At 69.6% G+C, this 23,569-nt stretch carries 28 protein-coding genes and 1 tRNA gene; 21 read left to right on the top strand and 8 right to left on the bottom strand.

Annotated elements, in window-relative coordinates:
* Nucleotides 1–352: 352 nt before the first annotated feature.
* The 3 genes from IE260_RS23125 to IE260_RS23115 all read left to right on the top strand — a co-directional run bounded on the left by IE260_RS23125 (nt 353) and on the right by IE260_RS23115 (nt 3,314).
* Nucleotides 353–1,108 (top strand): hypothetical protein, encoded by a 756-nt coding sequence (locus IE260_RS23125; protein ID WP_229881104.1) that lies wholly within the window; start codon nt 353–355, stop codon nt 1,106–1,108.
* Nucleotides 1,109–1,176: 68 nt separating this feature from the next.
* Nucleotides 1,177–2,352, top strand: coding sequence for a hypothetical protein (locus tag IE260_RS23120; RefSeq protein ID WP_189874896.1), 1,176 nt, complete (start codon nt 1,177–1,179; stop codon nt 2,350–2,352).
* A 401-nt stretch (nt 2,353–2,753) separates the two neighbouring features.
* A complete protein-coding gene (locus IE260_RS23115; protein WP_189874894.1) occupies nt 2,754–3,314 on the top strand; it encodes an HDIG domain-containing metalloprotein in 561 nt (186 codons plus the stop codon).
* On the opposite strand, the gene IE260_RS23110 is transcribed toward IE260_RS23115, so the two are convergent.
* On the bottom strand, nt 3,302–3,772 hold the full coding sequence (locus IE260_RS23110; RefSeq protein WP_189874892.1) for an NUDIX hydrolase: 471 nt from the start codon (nt 3,770–3,772) through the stop codon (nt 3,302–3,304). The two genes, IE260_RS23115 and IE260_RS23110, sit on opposite strands and share 13 nt — an antisense overlap.
* Before the next feature lie 28 nt (nt 3,773–3,800).
* Nucleotides 3,801–4,532, bottom strand: a complete 732-nt coding sequence (locus IE260_RS23105; protein ID WP_189874889.1) for an XRE family transcriptional regulator — start codon at nt 4,530–4,532, stop codon at nt 3,801–3,803.
* Nucleotides 4,533–4,689: 157 nt separating this feature from the next.
* Here IE260_RS23105 and IE260_RS23100 point away from each other — a divergent pair, with 157 nt between their 5' ends.
* From IE260_RS23100 to IE260_RS23050, 11 genes are all read left to right on the top strand, one after another.
* Nucleotides 4,690–5,043 (top strand): SCO3933 family regulatory protein, encoded by a 354-nt coding sequence (locus IE260_RS23100; RefSeq protein ID WP_189874887.1) that lies wholly within the window; start codon nt 4,690–4,692, stop codon nt 5,041–5,043.
* Between the two features lie 3 nt (nt 5,044–5,046).
* The gene (locus IE260_RS23095; RefSeq protein ID WP_189874885.1) at nt 5,047–6,402 is read left to right on the top strand and encodes an FtsK/SpoIIIE domain-containing protein; all 1,356 of its coding nucleotides are present in this window, start codon (nt 5,047–5,049) and stop codon (nt 6,400–6,402) included.
* Nucleotides 6,403–6,424: 22 nt separating this feature from the next.
* Nucleotides 6,425–7,108: a DUF2637 domain-containing protein gene (locus IE260_RS23090; protein ID WP_189874883.1), complete on the top strand. Its 684-nt coding sequence runs from the start codon at nt 6,425–6,427 to the stop codon at nt 7,106–7,108.
* A 21-nt stretch (nt 7,109–7,129) separates the two neighbouring features.
* Nucleotides 7,130–7,321 carry a mobile element transfer protein gene (locus tag IE260_RS23085; RefSeq protein ID WP_086878647.1) on the top strand — a complete coding sequence of 64 codons (192 nt, stop codon included), beginning with the start codon at nt 7,130–7,132 and terminating at the stop codon, nt 7,319–7,321.
* A gap of 10 nt (nt 7,322–7,331) precedes the next feature.
* Nucleotides 7,332–7,487: a hypothetical protein gene (locus IE260_RS23080; RefSeq protein WP_189874881.1), complete on the top strand. Its 156-nt coding sequence runs from the start codon at nt 7,332–7,334 to the stop codon at nt 7,485–7,487.
* 12 nt (nt 7,488–7,499) lie between these two features.
* A complete protein-coding gene (locus IE260_RS23075; protein ID WP_189874879.1) occupies nt 7,500–7,823 on the top strand; it encodes a SpdD-like protein in 324 nt (107 codons plus the stop codon).
* Between the two features lie 88 nt (nt 7,824–7,911).
* Nucleotides 7,912–8,463, top strand: coding sequence for a GGDEF domain-containing protein (locus tag IE260_RS23070; RefSeq protein WP_189874877.1), 552 nt, complete (start codon nt 7,912–7,914; stop codon nt 8,461–8,463).
* An 85-nt stretch (nt 8,464–8,548) separates the two neighbouring features.
* Nucleotides 8,549–8,734: a hypothetical protein gene (locus IE260_RS23065; protein WP_189874875.1), complete on the top strand. Its 186-nt coding sequence runs from the start codon at nt 8,549–8,551 to the stop codon at nt 8,732–8,734.
* Nucleotides 8,727–10,106 (top strand): replication initiator protein RepSA, encoded by a 1,380-nt coding sequence (repSA, locus tag IE260_RS23060; protein ID WP_189874873.1) that lies wholly within the window; start codon nt 8,727–8,729, stop codon nt 10,104–10,106. The genes IE260_RS23065 and repSA overlap by 8 nt, the downstream gene beginning before the upstream one ends.
* Complete coding sequence (locus tag IE260_RS23055) at nt 10,103–10,291, top strand: helix-turn-helix domain-containing protein (protein WP_189874871.1); 189 nt, start codon at nt 10,103–10,105, stop codon at nt 10,289–10,291. Before repSA ends, IE260_RS23055 begins: the two co-directional genes overlap by 4 nt.
* Nucleotides 10,291–11,457 carry a site-specific integrase gene (locus IE260_RS23050; protein ID WP_189874869.1) on the top strand — a complete coding sequence of 389 codons (1,167 nt, stop codon included), beginning with the start codon at nt 10,291–10,293 and terminating at the stop codon, nt 11,455–11,457. Before IE260_RS23055 ends, IE260_RS23050 begins: the two co-directional genes overlap by 1 nt.
* A 79-nt stretch (nt 11,458–11,536) precedes the next feature.
* On the opposite strand, the gene IE260_RS23045 is transcribed toward IE260_RS23050, so the two are convergent.
* The 3 genes from IE260_RS23045 to IE260_RS23035 all read right to left on the bottom strand — a co-directional run bounded on the left by IE260_RS23045 (nt 11,537) and on the right by IE260_RS23035 (nt 13,636).
* Nucleotides 11,537–11,610, bottom strand: a tRNA-Pro gene (locus IE260_RS23045).
* A 67-nt stretch (nt 11,611–11,677) separates the two neighbouring features.
* Entirely contained in the window at nt 11,678–12,433 is a 756-nt protein-coding gene (locus tag IE260_RS23040; protein WP_189874867.1) for a Pr6Pr family membrane protein, read from the bottom strand.
* Nucleotides 12,434–12,703: 270 nt separating this feature from the next.
* Nucleotides 12,704–13,636, bottom strand: coding sequence for a metallophosphoesterase (locus IE260_RS23035; protein ID WP_189874865.1), 933 nt, complete (start codon nt 13,634–13,636; stop codon nt 12,704–12,706).
* A gap of 152 nt (nt 13,637–13,788) precedes the next feature.
* Between IE260_RS23035 and IE260_RS23030 the strand changes: the two genes are divergently transcribed.
* Entirely contained in the window at nt 13,789–14,253 is a 465-nt protein-coding gene (locus IE260_RS23030; protein WP_189874863.1) for a GatB/YqeY domain-containing protein, read from the top strand.
* A gap of 96 nt (nt 14,254–14,349) precedes the next feature.
* Here the strand turns inward: IE260_RS23030 and IE260_RS23025 are convergent, their stop codons facing one another.
* A complete protein-coding gene (locus tag IE260_RS23025; protein WP_189874860.1) occupies nt 14,350–16,605 on the bottom strand; it encodes a transglycosylase domain-containing protein in 2,256 nt (751 codons plus the stop codon).
* Nucleotides 16,606–17,088: 483 nt separating this feature from the next.
* On the opposite strand from IE260_RS23025, the gene wblA reads away from it, so the two are divergent.
* The gene (gene wblA / locus IE260_RS23020) at nt 17,089–17,427 is read left to right on the top strand and encodes a transcriptional regulator WblA (protein WP_189874859.1); all 339 of its coding nucleotides are present in this window, start codon (nt 17,089–17,091) and stop codon (nt 17,425–17,427) included.
* A 15-nt stretch (nt 17,428–17,442) separates the two neighbouring features.
* Here the strand turns inward: wblA and bagB are convergent, their stop codons facing one another.
* Nucleotides 17,443–18,867, bottom strand: coding sequence for an ATPase BagB (gene bagB / locus IE260_RS23015; protein WP_189874857.1), 1,425 nt, complete (start codon nt 18,865–18,867; stop codon nt 17,443–17,445).
* On the bottom strand, nt 18,864–19,841 hold the full coding sequence (gene bagA / locus IE260_RS23010) for an ATPase BagA (RefSeq protein WP_189874854.1): 978 nt from the start codon (nt 19,839–19,841) through the stop codon (nt 18,864–18,866). Before bagA ends, bagB begins: the two co-directional genes overlap by 4 nt.
* A gap of 106 nt (nt 19,842–19,947) precedes the next feature.
* Between bagA and sp36 the strand changes: the two genes are divergently transcribed.
* The 5 genes from sp36 (at nt 19,948) to IE260_RS22985 (ending at nt 23,567) form a co-directional block, all read left to right on the top strand.
* Nucleotides 19,948–20,109, top strand: a complete 162-nt coding sequence (sp36, locus tag IE260_RS23005; RefSeq protein WP_003975360.1) for a Sp36 family protein — start codon at nt 19,948–19,950, stop codon at nt 20,107–20,109.
* On the top strand, nt 20,106–20,573 hold the full coding sequence (locus IE260_RS23000; RefSeq protein ID WP_189874852.1) for a RidA family protein: 468 nt from the start codon (nt 20,106–20,108) through the stop codon (nt 20,571–20,573). The genes sp36 and IE260_RS23000 overlap by 4 nt, the downstream gene beginning before the upstream one ends.
* 215 nt (nt 20,574–20,788) lie before the next feature.
* A complete protein-coding gene (locus IE260_RS22995; RefSeq protein WP_189874850.1) occupies nt 20,789–21,784 on the top strand; it encodes an alpha/beta fold hydrolase in 996 nt (331 codons plus the stop codon).
* Between the two features lie 62 nt (nt 21,785–21,846).
* Nucleotides 21,847–22,740 (top strand): NUDIX hydrolase, encoded by an 894-nt coding sequence (locus IE260_RS22990; RefSeq protein WP_189874848.1) that lies wholly within the window; start codon nt 21,847–21,849, stop codon nt 22,738–22,740.
* Nucleotides 22,737–23,567: an MBL fold metallo-hydrolase gene (locus IE260_RS22985; RefSeq protein ID WP_189874846.1), complete on the top strand. Its 831-nt coding sequence runs from the start codon at nt 22,737–22,739 to the stop codon at nt 23,565–23,567. Before IE260_RS22990 ends, IE260_RS22985 begins: the two co-directional genes overlap by 4 nt.
* Nucleotides 23,568–23,569 lie beyond the last annotated feature (2 nt).

The following is a 23,569-nucleotide window of genomic DNA, read 5'->3' as shown; positions in this document are numbered from 1 at the left end:
AGGGTCAGATGACACTGACTCCAAGATCCGAACCCTTTGGCCCGCATGTAGCTTGTAGCGGCGTACGAGGTTTCCGCAGGCCGAGTGGCAGATGCTTTGCGGGCCAAAGGGTCGGGGAGGAGATGACGTGCCCAGGAACGCAGAGCGCCGCGCCCGCCGTGTGCAGGTCCTGGACGCTTTATCGGAGCGGATCGAGCAGACCTCGCGCACTGTTCGCGATCTACATGGGCGCGGTGGGCCTTGGCCGGCACAAGTTCGGGTTCGAGCTCCACTCTTCACTGGCCCCCCGTTCGCTCCGCCGCCAATCGCTCGCATCTCCGCGCCGCGCGGGGTGAATCTCCAGGTGTACCTCTTGGCAGTATTTGAAGCGCAGAGCAGAAAACGGAGTGGAGTGGCAGGACCATGCCCGATTCCGGTTTCAGGAGGTGAGATATCCTGGACGGATCTGATTGTCTCAGAGGCCAAGCAAAACACGCAGGCCAAGGTGCCGGTCACTGCAACCCAAAACCGAGTTCGCCAAGTAAAGTCAGCCATCAAGAGGCTCGCTGATGAAAATCTAATTTTGAGGAATGTCGGGGAGCCGGGTAATACATTCTCCCTCATGTTGCTGCATGAATCCGGGTCGGCCGAATCAGAGAAGCGCGGATACCTCATCCCCGAGTATTACGAAGGGGCGCGAACTGTAGTAACTCTTCCGGTGCAGTTCTTCACCAACGGCTGGGTCTACGCCCTAACGGATTCCGAGATCCGGATGTATATGATCTTGAAGCACCTAGCTGCTAGATTTCCCGACTCTCATGCTCTCCGTGGCGTCTACTTATCGGAGAGGGACCGGGAATGGCTCTATGGCATCTCGCGTGACGTTTATGAGGCCCACTTGATGTTGGCGAAATTCGGCCTTATCCAGTTGGTGCCCAATCCGCTGCGGCACCGCGATGGCAAAGTGGTGGAGTTCGATAACTTCCTAAAGAAGGGAGGCGTCATTCCGCCGCATCGGTTCTTCGTTATGGGCGATTCCCCCTTCTTTGAATCTCCGCTCGGGAAGATGCGAAGGGCGTTGCTCAACTACCCTCCTAGTAGGGACCAAATGATGCGCCAAAAGAGCTGACGCTATCCGTTGTTGGGCAGTTTATGCCTGGGGCGTTGTGTCGCAGAGAACGGCAAAGGGGAGCGGACGTGGGGTCAAATCCTGATATTGGCGAGCTGGCTCTTGTATTCGAAGAGATGGCGCAAAACCCGATCACCGGGGAAGTGCGGATCAAATACCGGAACGGGCGAGTGGTAGAGGCTCGTTTAAGTGATGGCGATCGGGAAAGCATGCTTAGAGAGGTTGCGTTTAGCTTCACTAGCGGAGTGATCCGACTTGAATCGTTAAGGGGTGATCGATTCGAGGTGGAAGCAGAGCTAAAGAGTTCGATCCCGGATCACCGACCTGTCGTTTACCTGGATCAATGCCACTGGAGCACTGTATCTAACTCGATCTTTGATCGCGCGCGGGTGAATGGGCGGGACTATGATGCCGCAGTGCAATTGGTCGAACTGGCCGAGAGTGGGAGAATAATAATTCCAGTCTCGTCGGCGCATGCGCTTGAAACTTCGGCGCTTTTTGACGCCAAGCGCCAGAATCTTGCTGCCACCATTCTCAAGCTTTCTCGTGGATGGCAGATGCGGAGTCCGGTCACAGTCAGAATGAACGAGATGGCCACTGTGCTTTCGCGCCGATACGGCATTTCGGTAACTCCGCCCGAACTGGATGTCTTCAGCTTGGCCGCGGGCGCCATGGAGACAGACAGGCGTGCTTACGATACCTCCGGCCTTGCGCCCGGTATAGCTGCACTCGTCGACAGGATGACGTCATTTTCTGCGATCTATGACGTGCTAATGAATCCAGAGAAAGTTCCGTCCCCTAAGCCCGGTTGGCATGAGCACTTTAACAAGGTGTCTCAAGATCCGGAGTTTCAGGCTCGGAAGGCTAGGCAAAAAATAATTGATGGGCGTGCCATGGCGATCGTAGATGTAGCGCCTGAAGCTCTCTCAGTTTCCCAGCGCCTCGGAATACCTGCCCCGGAATATGTCTCAGTTGCACTCTATGAAGAGATCGATTCCATGCCGTTCATGCGGTTGTATGGGGACGTGATTGGCCACCGCCTGGCGAATCGTGCAAGGTGGGAGGCGAATGACCTGGTAGATATATTGTTCCTGGGATGTGCTGCCGCGTACGCAGACGTTGTTGTGGCGGAAAGAGCGGCGACGAACTACCTGCAAAGGGCGTGGGGAGAAAGAGAAACGGAATGTCCTGTGGTTGCCAAGCTCCCGGATGCCATTGGTGCCGTCTCTCAATTGCTGGCGTGACCTTGTTAGGTCGGCGGAGCGGCTTTGGGCTGGAGCTGCTTTGGGGCGAGTGATCTTGGCCCCGTAAGCTGATGGCGAGTCGGGCAGTCTGTGGACCTGCCCGTTAAAGCACGACGTTGGGGCCAAGATCTTAGAGGCTCGCCCCAAAGTGGCTGCCTAAAGCCGTGGAGCCGACCGCCCCAGCCACAGAGGGTTTCCTACCTCAGCCCGCATGCACGCAGCGCGCCGCCGGGCGCGGCCAGCCGGGGCGAAGACAGGAGGCAGGCCGCGCCGCAGAGGCGGCGCGCGCCCGCGCCGTGCGCGGGCCTTGATGAAGTAGGGAAAGTCTTACCGCGCTCTGGCCGGCGACCGCTCGATCGTGGCCTGTCGGCTCACTGCTCGGCTCGGCTACCGTTCCATCCATGCCTTCTGCACTGGACACGCCCCAGGGAGCGGCCGAACTCGCCGAGTCCCTGCTTCCTCCGCTCGGGAACCGCTGGCTGCACACCCAGGCCGTGGCCGCTCGGGCTCGCGAGGCTTCCACGGCTGTGTCCGAGGCGGACCGGGATCTCCTCGTCGCTGCCGCCTGGCTGCATGACATCGGTTACGCACCCGAGCTGCGTGACACCGGGTTCCACCCCCTCGATGGTGCCCGGCACCTCGAATCGCTGGGTGCGCCGGCGCGCCTGGTGCAGCTGGTCGCTCATCACTCCGGAGCCGTGTACGAGGCGGAGCAGCGTGGACTCTCAGCAGAGCTGGCCGTCTATGAGCGGGAAGACTCGCCGGTGCTGGACGCCCTGATCTTCGCTGACATGACGACCGGCCCTGCCGGGCAGTCCTTCGACTTCGACACCCGGATCGACGAGATCCTTGTTCGCTACGAGCCGGGCAGCGAGGTGCACAACGCGATCAGCAAGGCGCGGCCGTACCTCCGGGGCGCTGTCGAGCGGACCCGCGACCGCATGGCGCATCAGCCGATGTAGGGCTCTGCCCGGTCGGCCAAGCCGTGCTCGATCCGCATGCGCATCGACGGGTGGATGTTCAGCTCGTCCAGTTTGCTCGGGTTGACGAAGGCCACTTCCTTGCTCTCGCTGCTCGTCCGCAGCTCGCCGCCGGTGATGCGGGCGTGGAAGCAGATGGAGAACTGCTGACGGACCTCGCCGTCGTCGTACGCCATGACGTGCCCGGGGTTGGTGTAGATGCCGACGAGGCCGGTCACCTCCACGTCGAAGCCGGTCTCTTCCTTCGTCTCCCGTACGGCTGCGTCGGGCGCTGACTCGCCCAGGTCGATGCCGCCTCCGGGCAGGGCCCAGAGGCCGTTGTCGGTCTTGTGGATCAGTAGGACTTCCCCGGCCTCGTTGCGGGCCACGGCGGTCACGGAGGGGACGAGGCTGTTCGCCTTCGGAGCGTTGGGATCGTTGAAGTAGTCAACACGGGCCATGTGTTCAGCGTTGCACGTCCAGGGCTTGCTATGCCGTCCGGCCCCGCTCCCATGCGTAGTCGAAGCTCCGCATGTAGTGCCGGAAGGTCCGCGCTCCGGGGAGGTAGCGGAAGTGCATCACCGGGTTCTGGCCGGCGGGAGCTCCGAGGACGTGCGGGTTCACGAGAACGTCCTCGTCGAACCGGTAGATCGAGTTGTAGAGGATCGTGTCGTGCAACCGGACTTCGACACCGGGCGTCGACATGGCGGGCTCGAGGTAGCGCCGGGTGATCCGGGCACGTGCGGCCAGGTCGCCGCCGATGCCCTCCTCTTCGCCACGCTGACGGACCGCTTCGGAGTCGGGATCGCCGAGCAGGATGCGGACCTGGGCGCCGGCCTTCGCCTTCTCGGCTAGATGGTCGGGCAGGTCCGGATTGCTGTCGAAGAGGAACAGTCCGGCGTACACGAGGATGTCGACCTGGTCCGTCGCCTTCTCGATCAGGGATGACCAGAGCGGGGCGGGCACCGCGCCACGGTGCGGGTAGTACGTGATCAACTCGGACGTGCTGGCCTTCTCCGCCTGCTTCTCCACGGCCGGCCAGAGGTAGACCTCGTCGACTCCGAGGAGGCTCGCCGCCTTCCAACGGTGCCCGCGGTGCGGAGTGCGGCCGGTGGTGATCCACCGCTCGACGCTCTTGGGGTCCACCCCGACGTGCTCGGCAACGGACTGGATCGTCTCGCCCCTCGCTGAAATCGCCGCGCGCAGACGCTCGTTCGCCATGACGTGCCCTTCACTGGGACCGCTAGGGACGTTTTGACGGTAGCTCAGACGTCCCTAAACGTCCATACGGACGGTGATGCGTCCACCCTCCCTCACGGTCTCCTGATCTCACCGACGGGATGTCGGTCAACACCTCACCTCAGCAGGAGACAAGACGATGCGTCAGATCCCCGTGGACACCGCAAACGCCACCGTGATGGTCGCCAAGGCACCGCAGCCCAAGGTGAAGGACCGCCGGACCGGTGAGATCGCCCTCGACAAGGACGGCGCCACCCTGATGGTCGTGGAGGTCATGTTCTCCACGCCCGACGAGGTGGAGATCCTCAAGCTCACCGTTCCGCAGTCCGGCGTCTCCGAGGACCTGGCCATGGGCACCCCGGTGGTCCTGACCGGTCTGGTCGCCTCGCCGTGGGAGAACGAGTTCAACGGCCAGAAGCGGCACGGGATCGCCTTCCGCGCGGTCGCGGTGACCTCGCTGGCCGCTGCGGGCTCGGCCTCGAAGGCGGTCTGAGCCATGGCGTGGCTGATCGTCGCTCTGGTGCTGGTCGTCGCCGCTGCGGGTCTCCTGCTGTGGCGGCGTCCCGCCTGGTACTGGCTGACCTTCGGGGTCACCCTCGCCGCGGTGCGGGTCCTGGTCCGCTACGGCTCGGTCATGGACGCCTGCGGCCTGACGGTCCCGGCGCCGCGCTGGCGCTTGACCGTGGCCCGGATGACCAATCGGCCGGTGCCTGGCCCGCGGGCCCCGCGCATCCTGCGGCTGCGGGTCACCCGCACCGGTCTGGTGTTACGGCTGAAGCTCCGGCCCGGTCAGGACGCCTTCGACGTGGCGGCCTCGTGTGACCGGCTGCGGCACTCGTTCGCGATGTACGGCGTCACCTCGCGTGAGCTGCGCTCGGGTGTGGTGGAGCTGCGGATGACCGGCTATGACGTGCTCAAGCGGGTGCAGATGCCGGCGCACGTGGACTCTCGGCCGATGCGGGTGCCGGTGGCTCTGCGCGAGGACGGTGCCGTGCACTACCGCGACTACCGTGCCGTGCCGCACGGGCTGGTCATCGGTGCCACGGAGTCCGGCAAGTCGGTGTATCAGCGCAACCTGGTGGCCGCGCTCGCGCCGCAGCGGGTTGCCCTGGTGGGGATCGACTGCAAGCAGGGGGTGGAGCTGTTCCCGCTGGCCCGTCGGTTCTCTGCGCTGGCCGACAACCCCGACACCGCTGCCGAACTCCTCGACGCCCTCGTGTCCCACATGCAGGACGTCTACCAGCTCATCCGGGCTGAGCAGCGGATCACCGCGGATGTGCCGGATGCGGAGATCGCCGCCGACATCTGGGACCTGCCCGAGGACCTGCGCCCGGTGCCGATCGTGGTCTTGGTCGACGAGGTTGCCGAACTCGCCCTCTTCGCCACCAAGGATGAGGAGAAGCGCCGGGACCGGATCATCACCGCCCTGGCCCGCCTCGCCCAGCTTGGCCGTGCCGCGGGGATCTATCTGGAGGTCTGTGGGCAGCGCTTCGGCTCGGAACTCGGCAAGGGCATCACGATGCTCCGTGCCCAGCTCACCGGTCGCACCGCGCACCGGGTCAATGACGAAGCCTCGGCGAACATGGCCTTCGGGGACATCGCCCCGGACGCTGTCCTCGCCGCGATCTCGATCCCCACCGACACCCCCGGCGTCGCCATCGCCGCCGACTCCGCCGGCGGCTGGGCCCGCGTCCGGACCCCGCACACCTCGCTGCGGCACGCCGTGAACGTCTGCAACCGGCACGCCGACCTGACCCCGGATCTGCCCGCCCTGGCCCCGTTCCGGCCCGCCCTCGGCACCCTCGCCCCGGTTCCGGCCCCGGCTGTCGAGTCGACCCCGGCCGCCGCCTGACTCCGGAAAGGAGGACACCGCGATGCGCACCGCCCTTCGCCCGGACGCCGTGCTCGTACAGGCTGTGATCGCCGGTGCCCTGTCCTTCGCCCACCTGCACGACCTCGCCGCCGCCGCGGGACAGGACGGCTGGAAAGCCTGGGCCTATCCGATCTCGGTGGACCTGCTCTTCGTCGCCGCCTGGCGCCGACTGCGCACCGACGGGCCGTCCCGGCTGGCCTGGTGCTGGTTCCTGATCGCCCTGGCCGCCTCGCTCGGCGCCAACATCGCCACCGCTGGACTCCTCGACCTGAGCGACGTCCCGGCCTGGCTGTGCATCCTCGTCGCCGGATGGCCCGCCCTCGCCTTCCTCGGCGGCACCCTTCTCGCCCACTCACCCACCGGCCACACCCCGGCATCGGCTACCCCGGACCCGGATCCGGCGACCGAAGTCGAGCGCGAACCGGAGTCCGTGCCCGAATCGGAGCCGGAACCTGCGGCCGTCCCGGCACCCCAGGAAACCCCGGCTCTGCCGGTCGCCGAACCGGCCCCGGTTCCGGCCTCGCCGCCGGCGGTTCCGGTCCCGGCCGCGCTGGTCGACCACGCCCGCAAGGTCGCCGCCGACCACGAACACCGCACCGGCACCCGGATCGACACCGACACCCTCCGCGCCCGCCTCGGCGTCCCGCCGCACCTGGCCGACGCCATCGCCGCCCAGCTCGCCTAACCCCGAAGGAGAACCCTCGTCATGCCTGCCCGTGACTTCTTCCACTCCGTGATGCGGATCGGCCCGGTGCAGATCGGCACCCACCGCGACCGCCACGGCACCACCAAGCACGCCGCCGTGTGCAGCAACGACGGCTGCGGCTGGTCCGCCGACTACACCAGCCAGTCCGCCGCCCAGCTCGCCGCCCGCACCCACCGCTGCAAGGTCCGCTAGGAGGCCCTCCGTGGACGTCCCGCTCTGGTTCGCCCTGCTGTGCGTCGGAGTCCTCGGCGTCAAGCTCATCCGCCCGCCCTGGTGGCTCATCGTCGTACTCCTGCTCGGCGGCTACCTCCTCGCCGACAGCCTCCTCGCCCCGGTCATCGACACCGCCGTCAAGTAAGGAGATCCGCCCATGTTCCGGCCCAAGCTCCCGACCATGCCCCAGCCCACTGGCATCGTCACCCAGCCCGCTGTCATCGAGCCGACCACCATCACCCCGGGCACCCCGGCCCCGCCGCCGGCCCCCATCGCCCCGGCCCCGGTGTCGGCCCGGCCCATGGTGCAGCTCACCCCGGGTACCGCGCTCGCCCTCGTCGGCGGCGGCACCGCCGTCGTCCTGGTCGTCGGCGCCGTCCTGGTCTCCATGCTCCTGGCGGTCGCCATCACCGCCGCCTCGGTCGCCGTCTGCGCCGTCGTCCTGCGCTCGCTGCTCGCCTCCGACGCTAAGCGTCGCTGACCGGTCCCGGGGGCGACGCACAAGCCGCCAGCACGCCGCCGTCTCTGGGACCGCACTCCGCCAACCGCCATCGCCAAAGGGGAATGTCATGGATCTGCAGATAGCCGCCGCTCTGGTGCCGTTACTGGGCTGGGCCGTGCACGGAAGCGTCCTCGCCCACCGGCTCGCCTCCGCTCGCCGTGACCCGCTGACCGGTCTGCACACCCGCGCCGGATGGACCGCCCGCGCCGAACACCTCGTCCGCCGGCACCCGACCGCGGCCGTCCTCCTGGTCGACCTCGACCACTTCAAGAACCTCAACGACACCCACGGCCACGCCACCGGAGACGCAGCCCTCGTCGCCACCGCCGACCGGCTGCGCACCTGGTGCGGACGCAAGGGCGCCGCCGGCCGTCTGGGCGGGGAAGAGTTCGTGGCCGTCGTCCAGGACCTGGCCGCCGCCGATCTGGATGCGCTGATCGCCGCGCTGCACCGGCCGCTGCACTATGCCGGGAGGTCGCTGCCGATGGCTGCGTCGGTCGGGGTCTGCCGTCTCGCCGAGCTGCCGGTGCCGCTGCTGACCGATGCGCTCGCTGCCGCCGATGCGGCCATGTACGCGGCCAAGGGCCGTGGTCGCCGGGGCTCGCGCCTGTCTCGCTGACCGGCCGCCGGGTGGCGCACAAGCCGCCAAGCACGCCGCCACCCGGGGCCGTTCCTTCCAACCGCAATCGAAAGGAACCACCATCATGGCCCAGCACACCCCGCCCGCGCCGCGAATCTGCCCGGCCTGCGACGGCTTCGCCACCGTCGCCGTCACCCTCGGCGGCCGCGACCGGCACGGTCACCTGCGCACCATCACCGTCCACTGCCCGGCCTGCCACGGCACCGGTACCGCCCTCGCCCGCCGCGCCCGGGAGGGTGCCCGTGCCTGACGCACTGCTCGACCGTGCCACCCTCGGGGACCTGCTGAGGGTGGCTTCGGCCTCCGACTACCACCGCTGGGAAGAGCAGATCCGCCGCACCGGCGGCTGCTCCGACCCGATCCACCTGACCGGTTGGACGATCCACAAGGACAAGACCACCGGCCAGACCCTGCACCACTACTCGACCGAGAAGGAGCCGGGCGGACGGCTCCGTGTGGCCTGCGGCAATCGCCGCGCCTCGCGCTGCCCCGCTTGCGCCTGGACCTACGCCGGCGACACCTACCACCTGATCCGAGCGGGGCTGGCCGGTGACGACCGCCGCGACATCCCCGCCACGGTCCGGGATCATCCGCGGGTCTTCGCCACCCTCACCGCCCCGTCCTTCGGCCCGGTCCACAACCGGCCCGACCGCGGCACCTGCCGCTGCGGTGCTCGCCACGCCCCGGACGCTCCGGAGCTTGGCACCGCCCTCCACCCGGACACGTACGACTACGCGGGCGCGGTGCTGTTCAACAACCATGCCGGGCAGCTCTGGCAGCGTTTCACCAACCGGCTGTGCCGCGAGATCGCCGCCCGCGCTGGCCTCGCCCAACGAGAACTCAAGGAGTGCGCCCGGCTGTCGTACGGCAAGGTCGCCGAGTTCCAAAAGCGCGGCGCCGTGCACTTCCACGCCGTGATCCGCCTCGACGGCCCCGACGGGCCCGACACCCCGCCGCCGTCCTGGGCCACCGTCGGCCTCCTCGCCGATGCGATCCGCGCCGCCGCCGGCCACTCCTACACCTCGGTGTCCGTCCCGGCCGCCGAAGACCAACCAGCCCGCACCTTCCGCTGGGGCACCCAGCTCGACGTCCGCCCCATCAAGGCGTTCAGGGACGGCTCCGACATCACCGAACAGGCCGTCGCCTCCTACGTGGCCAAGTACGCCACCAAAGCCGCCGAGAACACCGGCACCCTTGACCGCCGCATCGGCGAGCTGTCCGAACTCGACCGCCACGGCGTCCCCGACCACGCCCGCCGCCTCATCGAAGCCTGCAAGCGGCTCGACCCGCTGTATCCCGACCGGCGGCTGTGGGCCTGGGCGCACATGCTCGGCTTCCGCGGCCACTTCTCCTCCAAGTCCCGCCGCTACTCCACCAGCCTCGGCGCCCTGCGCCAGGCCCGCGCCGACTACCGCGCTGCCCAGGAACGCGCCGCCCTCGGTCTGGACGACGTCGAGCCGGACACCGTGCTCGTCCTCGCCGACTGGCAGTACGCCGGCCACGGCCACACCCCCGGCGAATCCGTCCTCGCCGCCACGATCGCCCGCGGCCTCCAACTCAACCGCGAGACAGCTCGTGAAGCCCTACGCGACCAACTCGACCAGGAAGGAACCGCTGCATGACCACCGTTACTCCAGAGCTGCTGACCGTGCCGGAAGTCATGGCGCGGCTGAAGGTCGGGCGCAGCAAGGTCTACGACCTCATCCGCACCCGTCGGCTTGCCTCCATCAAGATCGACGGAGCGCGTCGAGTGCCCGCCGACGCCGTACGTGACTTCATTCAGGGCCAGTTGGGAGCGGCCGCCTGATGACCAAGCGTCGTAGTCGCGGTGACGGTGGCCTCCACTGGGACGAGAAGAGACAGCGATGGATCGCCACGGCGAATCTGGGCTTCGATCCGAGCGGCAAGCGGATCGTCAAGCGGGGGAGTGGCAAGACCAAGACGGAGGCCAAGAACAAGCTCAAAGAGGTGCTGCGCGACCATGAAGACGGTCTTGCGATCGCACCCACGGGCTACACCGTCGCCGACGCCGTGAACGACTGGCTTGCGTACGGTCTCGCGGGTCGTGATCAGCGCACCGTCGAGAACTGCACCTACCTGAGCCAGAAGCACGTCATACCGGCTCTCGGTGCCCGGAAGCTGCGTGACCTCAGCGCAGAGGACGTCGACCGTTGGCTGGCCGCCAAGGCTCAGGCGCTGAGCACGCGCAGCCTTCAGGCGGTCCACTCGTGCCTGAACCGGGCGGTCAAGCGGGCCATGGCGCGGGACAAGGTGAAGCGCAACGTGGTGGAGCTGTGCTCCGTGCCCCAGGGCAAACCGGGGCGGCCGTCGAAGGCGCTGACCTTCGCCCAGGCCGAGGCTGTGCTGAAGGCTGCCGAGGGCACCTCGATGCATGCCTACATCGTCGTTGCCCTGCTGACTGGTGCGCGTACCGAGGAGCTGCGGGCGCTCAGCTGGGACCACGTCTTCCTGAAGGGGAAGCCGGACGCCGACCCGCCGCAGCCTCCGCACATCGCCGTCTGGCGCTCGGTTCGGCGCGGTGGAGACACGAAGACCCGGAAGTCTCGGCGAACCCTCGCCCTGCCGGCGCGCTGCGTGGAAGTCCTCTGGCAGCACTTCGAGGACCAGGGCTGGGAACGGCTGGCCGCCGGTGACAAGTGGGAGGAACACGGGCTCGTCTTCTCGTCGGCTGTGGGCAAGCCGCTCGACGCCACGAACGTCCGGCGCGCTTTCCGCCAGGCGCTCAAGGACGCTGAGGGCATCAACGCCGACGAGTGGACCCCCCGGGAGCTCCGGCACAGCTTCGTGTCCCTGCTCTCCGACCGTGGCGTCCCGCTGGAGGAGATCTCTAGGCTCGTTGGCCACTCTGGAACGGCCGTGACTGAGGAGGTCTATCGGAAGCAGATCCGGCCCGTGATCCAGACCGGCGCGGTGGTCATGGACGGCATCTTCAAGCGGGGTCCGGAGCGGTAGTCACGCAGATAGACACGCACACGAAAACAGGTGAGGCACCTAGGAACGTTCCTAGGTGCCTCACCTGCTGTTTCGGCTGTCGGGGTGGCGGGATTTGAACCCACGACCTCTTCGTCCCGAACGAAGCGCGCTGCCAAGCTGCGCCACACCCCGATCGTCGCTGCTCGTCGCGGCGACGTCGTTTACTTTAGCCCACCGGGGGCCGGAGACGAAATCCGGTTTATCGGCGGCGGAGGAGGGGCCTCGGGCGGGCGTGGTCCAGGGCGACGACGAGGACGGCCAGGGCGTAGCAGGCGAGGCCCAGGAGGAGGGCGTTGCCGAGGACGACCTTGTAGCCGTGCTGGTCGACGTCGAGGAAGGGGTAGAGGTAGCGGTCGGCCGTGCCGGGGAGGAGCAGTTCGCCGCGGGCCAGGGAGAAGGCCAGGTAGGCCAGGGGACAGAGCATCCACGCGGCGGCCTGGCGGAGGTGCAGCCGGCCCGGCGTGGTCAGGAGGAGCCAGTCCAGGGCGGCGGCGACCGGGGTCACTGTGTGCAGGATGTGGCTCGCGGCCGTCTGCCCGGCCGACGGGGCGGCGGTGCCGCCGGGCGTGGTGAGGGGGCCCGCCGTGTCGGACAGGAGCAGGTGGTGGACCAGGCCGGCGATGAGCACGTAGAGCAGTGCCGCGCCCGTCAGGGCGCCCGGCAGGGGTCGGCGGGCGGTCCAGGCGCGGCGGGCCGACAGGGCGAGGACCAGCGCCAGCAGGATGTTGCTCTGGACGGTGAAGTGGCTCAGGGCTCGGGTGGGTGTGTCGGCGAGGGCCAGTTGGATGCTCACGCCCGCCGTGGCCAGCAGGGCGGTCAGCAGACGGAAGGCGGCGGCCAGGGGGCGGCGTGCGGGTGTGACGACGGCCGTGGCCGGGACGGGGGAGGGCAGCAGCGTGGGCGCCTTCGCGACTGCGGGCAGGTCCGGGATGTCCCTCGGTAGCGGGGCTGTCATGGCCTCACGCTAGGCAGACCGGACAAAACGGGCCATACGGGTGGGCCGTGCGGGTTATCCGCCCCGCCGGTCCCCGGTCCACAACCGTCGGCCCTCGGTCCACAACCGCGGGCTCTCGGGCCGCAACCGCGGGCTCTCGGGCCGCAACCGCGGGCCTTCGGTCCGCAACCGCCGGCCCTCGGCGGCCCAGTGCCCCGCCTGCTGTCTCCGCCCCACCACGTCCGCCTGCGCCCGCCCCGCCAAGATCAGCGCGGCTCGCCCCCGCCGATGTCAGCGCTGCTCCCGCCCCACCAGCGTCAGCAACGTCGCCTCCGGCGGGCAGGCGAAACGTACCGGCGTGTAGCGGTTCGTGCCGCAGCCCGCCGAGACGTGGAGGTAGGCCGTACGGTCCTGGGCCGTGTGCGTGGACAGGCCCTTCACGCGGTCCGTGTCCAGGTCGCAGTTGGTGACCAGCGCGCCGTAGAAGGGGATGCAGAGCTGCCCGCCGTGGGTGTGGCCGGCGAGGATCAGGGGGTAGCCGTCCGACGCGTACGCGTCGAGGACCCGCAGGTAGGGCGCGTGCACCACGCCCATCGAGAAGTCCGCCGAGGACGACGGGCCGCCCGCCACCTCCGCGTACCGGTCCCGCTTGATGTGCGGGTCGTCCAGGCCGGTCAGCTCCACCGACACGCCCTCGACCTTCAGCGTGCCGCGCGTGTTGGTCAGGTTGAGCCAGCCCGCGGCGTCGAAACCGTCGCGCAGGTCCTCCCACGGGTTGTGGACGACCCCCACGGCGGGCGCGTTGCCGTTCAGGCCGTGGCGGCCCTGGGCCTTCTCGATCAGGTAGCGGGCGGGATTGCGGAGCCTGGGGCCGTAGTAGTCGTTGGAGCCGAAGACGTAGGCGCCGGGGAAGTCCATCAGGGGGCCGAGGGCGTCCAGGGCCTCCGGGACGGCCTCCGGGTCGGACAGGTTGTCGCCGGTGTTGATCACGAAGTCGGGGCGCAGGCCGGCCAGCGAACGCAGCCAGCGCTGCTTCTTGCGCTGGCCCCCGACCATGTGGATGTCGGAGACCTGCAGAACGCGCAGGGGGCGCATCCCGGAGGGCAGGACGGGGATCGTCACCCGCCGGAGGCGGAAGGAGCGGGCCTCGAAGCCCGCCGCGTAGACCAGACCGGCGGCGCCAACCGCCGCGACTCCCAGGGGAACTCCATATCGCGCGCGCATACGTCCATCGTGTCAGAAGCCGGGGAGAGCGCCGACAGCACGCCCGTGTCCGGTCGCCCGCGGTCCGGGGCCGGGGCACCGCGGGGAACTGCGCCGCCGCGCCCCGTAAATGGACGGGCGCCGTCCCTCCCGCACCTGCGACAATCGGACCCATGACCACGCTCAAGTCGAAGCTGCAGGATGACCTCAACGCCGCGATCAAGGAGCGCGATGAGCTCCGCTCCTCGACGCTCCGGCTGACGCTCACCGCGATCACCAAGGAAGAGGTCTCGGGGAAGGAGAAGCGGGAGCTCTCCGACGACGAGGTGCAGAAGGTGATCACCCGCGAGGCGAAGAAGCGCCGTGAGGCGGCCGAGGCCTTCGCACAGGGCGGCCGTGCCGAGCAGGCCGAGCGGGAGAAGGCGGAGGGCGAGCTGCTCGCCGCGTACCTGCCCAAGCAGCTGTCCGACGAGGAGCTGGACGCGATCGTCGCCGGAGCCGTCGAGGAGGCGAAGGCCGCCGGTGCCGAGGGCCCGCGGGCCATGGGCGCCGTCATGAAGATCGTGAACCCGAAGGTGGCCGGCCAGGCCGAGGGCGGCCGGGTCGCCGCCGCGGTGAAGAAGCTGCTCGCGGGCTGACCCGCAGCCGCGCGGACGTCCACGACGACTGGCGGCCCCCCTTCCGCACCGGAAGGGGGGCCGCCAGTCGTCGTCGGCCCCGGTGGACCGGCGGCCTCAGCCGCGCCGCCCCCCGTTGCCGTTGCCGCCGTTGCCCTGGCCCTGGAAGAGGTCGCCGAACGCGCCGCCGTTGCCGGTGCCGCCGTCGATCAGGCCGCCGATGAGCCCGCCGTCGCCGTCGCCGTTGCTGTCGTCGTCCTCGTCGCCCCGGCCCTTGTCCCGGTCCTTGTCCTTGTCCTTGTCGCCGTCAGGGATGTCGACGAGGTTGAAGGACGGGGCGTCCTTGCCAGCCAGGGCGCCGGACATGGCGTCCTTCCAGATGGGGCCCGGGACCGCGCCGCCGAAGACGAGGGAGTGGTACCGGCCGCCGATCGTGATGTTCTTCATCTTGACCTGCTGCGTGGCGCTGCCGACCCAGACGGCACCCGACATGTTCGGCGTGTAGCCGACGAACCAGGCGTTCTTGCGCTCGTCCGTCGTACCCGTCTTACCGGCGTTGTCGCGGTCGCTGAGGCCGGCCTGCTGGCCCGTGCCGGAGTCGACCACACCCTGCAGCAGCGTGTTGATGCTGTCGGCGGTCTTCTCGGACATGGCCCGCGAGCACGTCGACTTCGGGACCTCCAGCGACTTCTGCTTGCTGCCGACCTTCTGGGTGATCGACTCGATGGCGACCGGCGAGCAGTACATGCCGCGGGAGGCGAAGGTCGCGTAGGCGCTCGCCATGGTCAGCGGGGAGATGCCGATCGAGCCGAGCGCGATGGACGGGGTCTGCGGCAGCTTGTCGCCGTTGCCCTGCCGGACGTGCAGCTTGTCGGTCATGCCGGCCACGGGGCACAGGCCGATGTCGGAGATCATCTGGACGAAGTAGGTGTTGACCGACTTCTCCATCGCCTCCTTCATGCGGTACGGGCCGACCTCCGACTCGTTCTCGTTCTCGACCTTCTCGCCGCTCGTGTTGACCCACGGACTGCTGTCACACGTCTGCACCGGGCTCGGGTACGCCATGTCGTACGGCGACGAGTACTCCTTCGTCGCCGGCACGCCCTGCTCCAGCGCGGCCGCCGCCACGAACGGCTTGAACGTCGAACCGGTCGGGAAGCCGTAGTTGGAGCCGCCGTAGGCCGCGTCGACCGAGTAGTTGTACTCGGTCTCGTTCTTGCCGTAGCCGTACGGCTTCGACTGGCCCATGGCGACGATCCTGCCGGTGCCCGGCTCGACCAGCGTGGTCGCGGCGGCCACCGAGTCCGACTTGTTGACGTGGTCCTTGAGCGAGGCCTGCACCGACTTCTGGGCCTTCGGGTCCAGCGTCGTGCGGATGGTCAGGCCGCCCTGGTTCCAGACCTTCGCGCGCTCCTCCTTGGTCTTGCCGAAGACCGGGTCGCGCAGGAACACCTTCTCCACGTACTTGCAGAAGAAGCTGGCGCCCTCGACCGCGGTGATGCAGCCGTTCTTGGGCCGGCTGACCTTCAGGCCGAGCGGTTCCTCCTTGGCCTCGTCGGCGTCCGCCTGGGAGACGTCGCCCACGTCGGCCATGCGCTGCAGCACGATGTTGCGCCGCTTGGTGGCCTCCGCCTCGTCGTTGACCGGGTCGTAGCGGCTGGGCGACTGGACGAGGCCGGCCAGGAGGGCGGACTCCTGGAGGTTGAGGTCCTTGGCGTGCTTGGAGAAGTAGCGCTGGGAGGCGGCCTCGACGCCGTACGCCTGCTGGCCGAAGAAGGTGATGTTCAGGTAGTTCTCGAGGATCTTCTTCTTGCCCAGCTCCTCCTCGACCTGGATCGCGAGCTTCAGCTCGCGGATCTTGCGGCCGATGGTCTGCTGGGTGGCCTGCGCGACCTTCGTCGGGTCGTCGCCGGCCTCCTCGACGAAGACGTTCTTCACGTACTGCTGCGTGAGGGTGGACGCGCCCTCGGAGACCCCGCCGCTGCGCGCGTTCTTGTTGAGCGCGCGCAGTACGCCCTTCAGGTCGACCGCGCCGTGCTGGTAGAAGCGCGAGTCCTCGATGGCGACGATCGCCTTCTGCATGTAGGGCGAGATGTCCTTCAGGCCCACCACCGTGCGGTCGCGCGAGTAGACCGTGGCGATGGTGCCGCCCTCGGCGTCGAGGATGGTGGTGCGCTGGCTCAGCGGGGGAGTCTTCAGGCTGACCGGGAGTTCGTCGAAACTCTCGACCGAGCCCTTGGCGGCCAGCCCCAGCGCGCCCACGGCGGGCAACGCGATGCCGGCCAGGACGGCTCCAGCGAGCACACTGACACCGAGGAACTTGGCGGCCTGTTGCGTTGGCGACAGACCACCGCCCGAGCGCTTCTTTGGCATGGAGGCAGCCTACGTTCTCATTCGCCGGACACGCGTATAGGCCTTGGCCTAAGCTGCTCTCAACTGTCACAGCAGTGAGGCCACGTATCAATACGTCCGGCGACCCCGAATCGTTCCGGATCTGCTCGACTTTTTTCTGTCGTGATGCTGTCGGGCTCCTGCCGTGCTCCTCCGAGGGGGCGCGTTGGTGTGTACGGGCGTGCGTCACGGAGTGTGGGATGCGTGCCCGAATCCGCCTTGTGTGTCATTTGGTGTCCGTTGTGGCGCAACAGGGTTGAACCGAATGCCGGGATAGTCGCGTATGTCGTCAGCTCACTCCCCCGGGTGATCTGCCGCTTACCCATAGTCCGTTCGGGCCATTCAAGATTGGGCCCGAAGGGGGTGTTGCGCTGTGCCCACCTTCCGTAACGTCCTCAACTGGCGGCGGTGAATATGCCGCTGCCGCCGTGGGGGAGCCTCGATTCGGGAGAGGACGGCGCCGGTATGGGCTGGGTAACCGACTGGAGTGCGCAGGCTGCCTGCCGCACTACCGATCCGGACGAACTGTTCGTTCAGGGAGCAGCGCAGAACAGGGCCAAGGCGGTGTGCACCGGATGCCCGGTGCGGACCGAGTGCCTGGCCGACGCGCTCGACAACCGCGTCGAGTTCGGCGTGTGGGGAGGCATGACGGAGCGGGAACGCCGCGCACTGCTGCGCCGGCGCCCCACCGTGACCTCCTGGCGCCGACTGCTGGAGACGGCGCGGACGGAGTACGAGCGAGGGGCCGGCATCGTGCCCCTCGACGACGACGAGGTGTACGAGAACTACGCGGCCGTGAGCTGAGGCCGGGCGGCCTCCTCAGACGCGCGCGTCGGGCAGCTCCGGGCGGTCCGTCGCGAGGCGGTCCCCGATGTCCCGCAGCCCCGCGAGGTCGTGCACGTCGCCGGGCAGCGCGGCCACTTCGGTCACCGCCACCTCGGGGTGACGTGCGGTGAAGCGATCGCGCGTGCGCTGCTCGCGGGAGAGCAGGTGCATCCGGTCCGCGTGCAGCCTCAGCAGGCCCGCCGCGAGCTGGTCGACGGATCGCTCCGGCGTGTCCGGGGTCTCGGGAGCGTCGGGGGTGTCCACGGAAGCCGTACCGGCCGGGGCCGCGGACGTCGCGTCAGCCGGTGGGTCGGAATCGGGAGAGTCTGAACTGCCGTACGTGTCGGGAGAGTTACGAACACCAGCTTTCCCGCCGTCCTGATCCACAATGCGGGGATCCTCAAGATTTTCCGCGGCGGCGAGTGCCCGCTCGGCCGACAGCCGGTCGGCGCCGCTGCCGTGGACCCGGTTGAGCACCAGACCGGCGAGCGGCATGCTCTCGGCCGCCAGCCGCTCCACGAAGTACGCGGCCTCGCGCAGCGCGTCCCGCTCCGGGGCCGCGACCACCAGGAACGCCGTGCCGGGGGCTTGGAGCAGCTTGTACGTGGCGTCCGCGCGCGTACGGAACCCGCCGAACGTCGTGTCCATCGCGGCCACGAACGTCTGGACGTCCTTCAGCAGCTGTCCGCCGAGCAGCTTGCCGAGGGTGCCGGTCATCATCGACATGCCGACGTTCAGGAACTTCATCCCGGCGCGACCGCCCAGCTTCGCCGGGGCGGTCAGCAGCCGGATCAGCCTGCCGTCCAGGAAGGACCCGAGACGCTTGGGGGCGTCCAGGAAGTCCAGCGCCGAGCGGGACGGCGGCGTGTCGACGACGATGAGGTCCCACTCGTCCCTCGCCCGCAGCTGCCCCAGCTTCTCCATCGCCATGTACTCCTGCGTGCCCGCGAAGCCCGCCGAGAGCGACTGGTAGAAGGGGTTTCCCAGGATCGCGGCCGCCCGATCCGGATCCACGTGCACCTCGACGATCTCGTCGAAGGTGCGCTTCATGTCGAGCATCATGGCGTGCAGCTCGCCGCCCGCCGAGTCGTCGATGCCCTTCACCCGCCGCGGGGTGTTGTCCAGGGAGTCGATGCCCATGGACTGCGCGAGCCGCCGCGCCGGGTCGATGGTGAGGACGACCACCTTGCGGCCCATCTCGGCCGCGCGCAGCCCCAGGGCCGCCGCGGTGGTCGTCTTGCCGACCCCGCCCGAGCCGCAGCACACCACGATGCGGGTCTCCGGGTCCTTCAGCAGCGGATCGATGTCGAGCACGCGCGCGGGCGAGAGGGGGCGGGCCCCCTCCTGGGCGTGGGCCCGTGCCTTGCTCCGGGGGCCGGCCTGCGGCCGGTTCTGGGCCTGGGTCCCGTCCGGACTCATGCGATCCCCTGCTTCCGCAGCTCGGTGGCCAGTTCGTACAGGCCCGCCAGGTCCATGCCCTCGGCGAGCAACGGCAGTTCGTGCAACGGCAGGCCCAGCTCGCCCAGCACGGCCCGCTGCTCCTGCTCCAGCTCGTACCGCGCGGCGTACTCCTCGGCCTGCTCCAGCAGCGGGTCCACCAGCCGCTCGGCGTGCCCGCCGCGCCGCGCCCCGCCGAGCCCGGCCCCGGACAGGGACCGCGCGAGTGCCGTGCGCGGTGTGCTCCGTACGAGTGCCAGTTCGTCGGCGTCCAACACCTCGGGCCGGACCATGTTCACGATGATCCGCCCCACGGGCAGCCGCGCCCCGCGCAGCTCGGCGATGCCGTCGGCGGTCTCCTGGACGGGCATCTCCTCCAGCAGCGTCACCAGGTGCACGGACGTCTCCGGCGACTTCAGCACCCGCATCACCGCCTGGGCCTGATTGTGTATCGGGCCGACCTTCGCGAGCCCGGCCACCTCGTCGTTGACGTTGAGGAACCGGGTGATGCGTCCGGTCGGGGGAGCGTCCATCACGACGTAGTCGTACGCGAACCGTCCGTGCCGGTCCTTGCGCCGCACCGCCTCGCACGCCTTGCCGGTCAGCAGGACGTCTCTGAGACCGGGCGCGATGGTGGTCGCGAAGTCGATGGCGCCGAGTTTCTTCAGGGCCCGTCCGGCGCTGCCCAGCTTGTAGAACATCTGGAGGTAGTCCAGAAGGGCCAGTTCGGGGTCGATGGCGAGGGCGTACACCTCCCCGCCCCCTGGAGCGACGGCGATCTTCCGCTCCTCATAAGGCAGCGCCTCCGTTTCGAAGAGCTGCGCGATGCCCTGGCGGCCCTCGACCTCGACGAGAAGCGTGCGCTTCCCTTCGGTGGCAAGGGCCAGCGCGAGGGCCGCGGACACCGTGGTCTTGCCGGTTCCGCCCTTGCCGCTGACGACCTGGAGCCTGCTCACGTCTTCGAGCGTAACCAGTCCGGGTGCGGGCCACACGAGAGGCTGTGGACAACGCGGCTGCGGTCGGCCGTCCGACGGCCCTCGGGCAGCGGCTAGAGTCGGCCGCATGACCAAGTGGGAATACGCAACCGTGCCGCTGCTCGTCCACGCCACGAAGCAGATTCTGGACACCTGGGGCGAGGACGGCTGGGAGCTCGTCCAGGTCGTGCCCGGGCCGAACAACCCCGAGCAGCTCGTGGCCTACCTGAAGCGGGAGAAGCAGGCATGAGCGCCGTCGAGGCGAAGCTGGCCGAACTCGGCCTGAGCCTGCCGGAGGTCGTCCCGCCGCTGGCCGCGTACCAGCCGGCCGTGCAGTCCGGCCCGTACGTGTACACCTCCGGCCAGCTCCCGATGGTCGAGGGCAAGCTCCCCGTCACCGGCAAGGTGGGCGGCGAGGTCACGCCGGAGGAGGCCAAGGAACTGGCCCGTACCTGCGCGCTGAACGCGCTGGCCGCCGTGAAGTCCGTCGCCGGTGACCTCGACCGCGTCGCGCGCGTGGTGAAGGTCGTCGGTTTCGTCGCCTCCGCGGCCGATTTCACCGGGCAGCCCGCGGTGATCAACGGTGCCAGCGAACTCCTCGGCGAGGTCCTGGGCGACAAGGGCGTGCACGCCCGCAGCGCCGTCGGTGTGGCCGTGCTGCCGCTGGACGCGCCGGTCGAGGTCGAGATCCAGGTGGAGCTCACCCAGGCGTAGGACCGTGGCTCCGCGCGCGGAAGGCCCGTCTCCGGGGCGGGAGCCCGTGCGCCGGCCGCCGGTCCGGACGGGCGGGAGCCTGTTGCCGGGCCGGCAACAAACCTCGCCCCGGCGGGGCGGCCGTCGCAGGATCGCTGCCGGTGCCCCGCGCGGAGCCGGCAGCTGCCGGCCCCGCCGTCCCGGCACCGGACCGACCGCACATGCCCGGAGGAGCCATGCCGCAGCCGCCCGCGACCGACCACGCCGTCCACCGTCTGGTGCCCTCACCGGCGGGCCGGACCCACCTGGTGGAACAGGGCACGGGACCCCTGGTCCTGCTCGTCCACGGCTTCCCCGAGTCCTGGTACTCCTGGCGCCGCCAGCTGCCCGCGCTGGCCGCCGCCGGTTTCCGCGCCGTCGCGATCGACGTGCGCGGCTACGGGCGCTCCTCCCGGCCCGACGCGGTGGACGCGTACCGGATGCAGGACCTCGTGGCGGACAACGTCGCCGTGGTGGAGGCGCTGGGCGAGCGGTCCGCGGTGGTCGTCGGCCACGACTGGGGCGCGACCGTCGCCGCGACCTCCGCGCTGCTGCGGCCCGACGTGTTCCGCGCGGTCGGACTGCTGAGCGTGCCCTACACCCCACCCGGCGGCCCGAGGCCCAGCGAGGTCTTCGCGGGCATGGGCGGCGCGTCCGCCGAACAGGAGTTCTACATCTCCTACTTCCAGGAGCCCGGCCGGGCCGAGGCCGAGATCGAGCCCGACGTGCGCGGCTGGCTGGCCGGCTTCTACGCCGCCCTGTCCGCCGACACCATGCCCCCGCCCGGCGCTCCCGACCCGCACTTCGTCTCCCGCGGCGGCACGCTGCGGGACCGGTTCCCCGCCGGCCGGCTCCCGTCCTGGCTCACCGAGCGGGACCTGGACGTCTACGCCGGGGAGTTCGAACGCACCGGCCTGACCGGCGCCCTCAACCGCTACCGGAACATGGACCGGGACTGGGCCGACCTCGCCGGCCACCACGGCGCACCCCTCACCCAGCCGTCCCTGTTCCTCGGCGGCGCCCTGGACGCCTCCACCACGTGGCTGGCCGACGCGATCGCGGCGTACCCCACCACCCTGCCGGGCCTGACCGCCTCGCACCTCCTCGACGGCTGCGGCCACTGGATCCAGCAGGAGCGCCCCGAGGAGACGAACCGGCTGCTGACCGACTGGCTGGCCGCCCTTCCGGCGTGACGGGACCCGGCCGGGAACAGGGGCCACTCGAACATCCGCCCGTCACCGGATAGCCTCCGGCCATGGCGAATGGGCAGTGGTATCCCGCGGAGTGGCCGGAGCGCATCCGCGCGCTGGCGGCCGGCACCCTCACCCCGGTCACCCCCAAGCGCGCGGCGACCGTGATGCTCCTGAAGGACACCGGCACCGGCCCCGTCGTCCACATGCTGCGCCGGCGCGCCTCCATGGCGTTCGCGGGGGGCGCGTACGCCTACCCGGGCGGCGGGGTCGACCCGCGCGACGACGACCGTGACATCGGCTGGGCGGGTCCCACGCGCGCGTGGTGGGCGCGGCGGCTCGGCGTCGACGAGACGGGCGCCCAGGCGATCGTCTGTGCGGCCGTACGGGAGACGTACGAGGAGGCGGGTGTCCTGCTCGCCGGTCCGACCCCCGGCTCGGTTGTCGGCGACACCACGGGCGCGGACTGGGAGGCGGACCGCGCGGCCCTGGTCGCCCGCGAGCTGTCCTTCGCGGAGTTCCTGGACCGCCGGGGGCTGGTCCTGCGCTCCGACCTGCTGGGCGCCTGGGCCCGCTGGATCACCCCCGAGTTCGAGGACCGCCGCTACGACACCTGGTTCTTCGTGGCAGCCCTCCCCGAGGGCCAGCGCACGCGCAACGCCTCCACGGAGGCCGACCGCACCGTGTGGATCTCCCCGTCCGAGGCGGCGGCCGGCTACGACAAGGGCGAGCTGCTGATGATGCCGCCGACCGTCGCGACCCTGCGCGCGCTGACGGCGTACGGCACGGCGGCCGAGGCGCTCGCGGCGGCACCGGGCCGGGACCTGGCCCCCGTGCTGGCCCGCGCCCGCCTGGACGACGACGAGATCGTGCTCTCGTGGCCGGGGCACGACGAGTTCACCAAGCACGTCCCGGTCACCGCGACCGCAACCGACCCGACCGGGGGATCCTCCGCATGACGGACGCAAGCGCACTGCCCGGCCAGCCGCGGGGCGGGGTCCTTTCCGGACCCGCCACCGCACGGGCCGTGAACGTCCTCGCGCCGAACGCCTCGGCGATGACGCTGGACGGGACGAACACCTGGATCCTCGCCGAGCCGGACTCGGACCTGGCCGTCGTGGTCGACCCGGGTCCGCTGGACGACGCCCACCTGCGGCACGTCGTCGACACCGCCGAGCGGGCGGGCAGGCGGGTCGCCCTGACCCTCCTGACGCACGGTCACCCCGACCACGCGGAGGGCGCCGCGCGCTTCGCCGAGCTGACGCGTACGAAGGTCCGGGCGCTGGACCCGGCGCTGCGGCTGGGCGACGAGGGGCTGGCCGCCGGAGACGTGGTCCGGGTAGGCGGCCTGGAGCTGAGGGTCGTACCGACCCCCGGGCACACGGCGGACTCGCTGTGCTTCCATCTCCCGGCCGACCGCGCGGTCCTGACGGGAGACACGATCCTGGGGCGCGGCACGACGGTCGTGGCGCACCCGGACGGCCGCCTCGGCGACTATCTGGACTCCCTGCGGCGGCTGAGGTCGCTCACCGTCGACGACGGCGTGCACACCGTGCTCCCGGGCCACGGTCCCGTCCTGGACGACGCCCAGGGCGCCGTGGAGTACTACCTCGCCCACCGCGCCCACCGCCTCGCCCAGGTGGAGACGGCCGTCGAGGACGGCTACCGGACCCCGGCCGAGGTCGTCGCCCACGTGTACGCGGACGTCGACCGTTCACTGTGGCCGGCGGCGGATCTGTCGGTGCGGGCGCAGTTGGAGTACCTGAGCGAGCACGGGCTCATCTAGCG

The organism is Streptomyces viridiviolaceus (genome assembly GCF_014650995.1).
GTDB lineage: Bacteria > Actinomycetota > Actinomycetes > Streptomycetales > Streptomycetaceae > Streptomyces > Streptomyces viridiviolaceus.
Note: the sequence above shows the minus strand (reverse complement) of the source record. Positions and strands in the feature narration are given on the sequence as shown.

Coding starts and splice junctions, on each gene's coding strand:
- IE260_RS22995 (WP_189874850.1), top strand. CDS start 20,789: ATGCCGCAGCCGCCCGCGACCGACCACGCCGTCCACCGTCTGGTGCCC.
- IE260_RS22985 (WP_189874846.1), top strand. CDS start 22,737: ATGACGGACGCAAGCGCACTGCCCGGCCAGCCGCGGGGCGGGGTCCTT.
- IE260_RS23000 (WP_189874852.1), top strand. CDS start 20,106: ATGAGCGCCGTCGAGGCGAAGCTGGCCGAACTCGGCCTGAGCCTGCCG.
- IE260_RS23095 (WP_189874885.1), top strand. CDS start 5,047: ATGGCGTGGCTGATCGTCGCTCTGGTGCTGGTCGTCGCCGCTGCGGGT.
- IE260_RS22990 (WP_189874848.1), top strand. CDS start 21,847: ATGGCGAATGGGCAGTGGTATCCCGCGGAGTGGCCGGAGCGCATCCGC.
- IE260_RS23105 (WP_189874889.1), bottom strand. CDS start 4,532: ATGGCGAACGAGCGTCTGCGCGCGGCGATTTCAGCGAGGGGCGAGACG.
- IE260_RS23075 (WP_189874879.1), top strand. CDS start 7,500: ATGTTCCGGCCCAAGCTCCCGACCATGCCCCAGCCCACTGGCATCGTC.
- IE260_RS23110 (WP_189874892.1), bottom strand. CDS start 3,772: ATGGCCCGTGTTGACTACTTCAACGATCCCAACGCTCCGAAGGCGAAC.
- IE260_RS23025 (WP_189874860.1), bottom strand. CDS start 16,605: ATGCCAAAGAAGCGCTCGGGCGGTGGTCTGTCGCCAACGCAACAGGCC.
- IE260_RS23035 (WP_189874865.1), bottom strand. CDS start 13,636: ATGCGCGCGCGATATGGAGTTCCCCTGGGAGTCGCGGCGGTTGGCGCC.
- IE260_RS23100 (WP_189874887.1), top strand. CDS start 4,690: ATGCGTCAGATCCCCGTGGACACCGCAAACGCCACCGTGATGGTCGCC.
- IE260_RS23040 (WP_189874867.1), bottom strand. CDS start 12,433: ATGACAGCCCCGCTACCGAGGGACATCCCGGACCTGCCCGCAGTCGCG.
- IE260_RS23030 (WP_189874863.1), top strand. CDS start 13,789: ATGACCACGCTCAAGTCGAAGCTGCAGGATGACCTCAACGCCGCGATC.
- IE260_RS23050 (WP_189874869.1), top strand. CDS start 10,291: ATGACCAAGCGTCGTAGTCGCGGTGACGGTGGCCTCCACTGGGACGAG.
- IE260_RS23115 (WP_189874894.1), top strand. CDS start 2,754: ATGCCTTCTGCACTGGACACGCCCCAGGGAGCGGCCGAACTCGCCGAG.
- bagB (WP_189874857.1), bottom strand. CDS start 18,867: ATGAGTCCGGACGGGACCCAGGCCCAGAACCGGCCGCAGGCCGGCCCC.
- IE260_RS23065 (WP_189874875.1), top strand. CDS start 8,549: ATGGCCCAGCACACCCCGCCCGCGCCGCGAATCTGCCCGGCCTGCGAC.
- IE260_RS23085 (WP_086878647.1), top strand. CDS start 7,130: ATGCCTGCCCGTGACTTCTTCCACTCCGTGATGCGGATCGGCCCGGTG.
- IE260_RS23090 (WP_189874883.1), top strand. CDS start 6,425: ATGCGCACCGCCCTTCGCCCGGACGCCGTGCTCGTACAGGCTGTGATC.
- IE260_RS23055 (WP_189874871.1), top strand. CDS start 10,103: ATGACCACCGTTACTCCAGAGCTGCTGACCGTGCCGGAAGTCATGGCG.
- IE260_RS23070 (WP_189874877.1), top strand. CDS start 7,912: ATGGATCTGCAGATAGCCGCCGCTCTGGTGCCGTTACTGGGCTGGGCC.
- wblA (WP_189874859.1), top strand. CDS start 17,089: ATGGGCTGGGTAACCGACTGGAGTGCGCAGGCTGCCTGCCGCACTACC.
- sp36 (WP_003975360.1), top strand. CDS start 19,948: ATGACCAAGTGGGAATACGCAACCGTGCCGCTGCTCGTCCACGCCACG.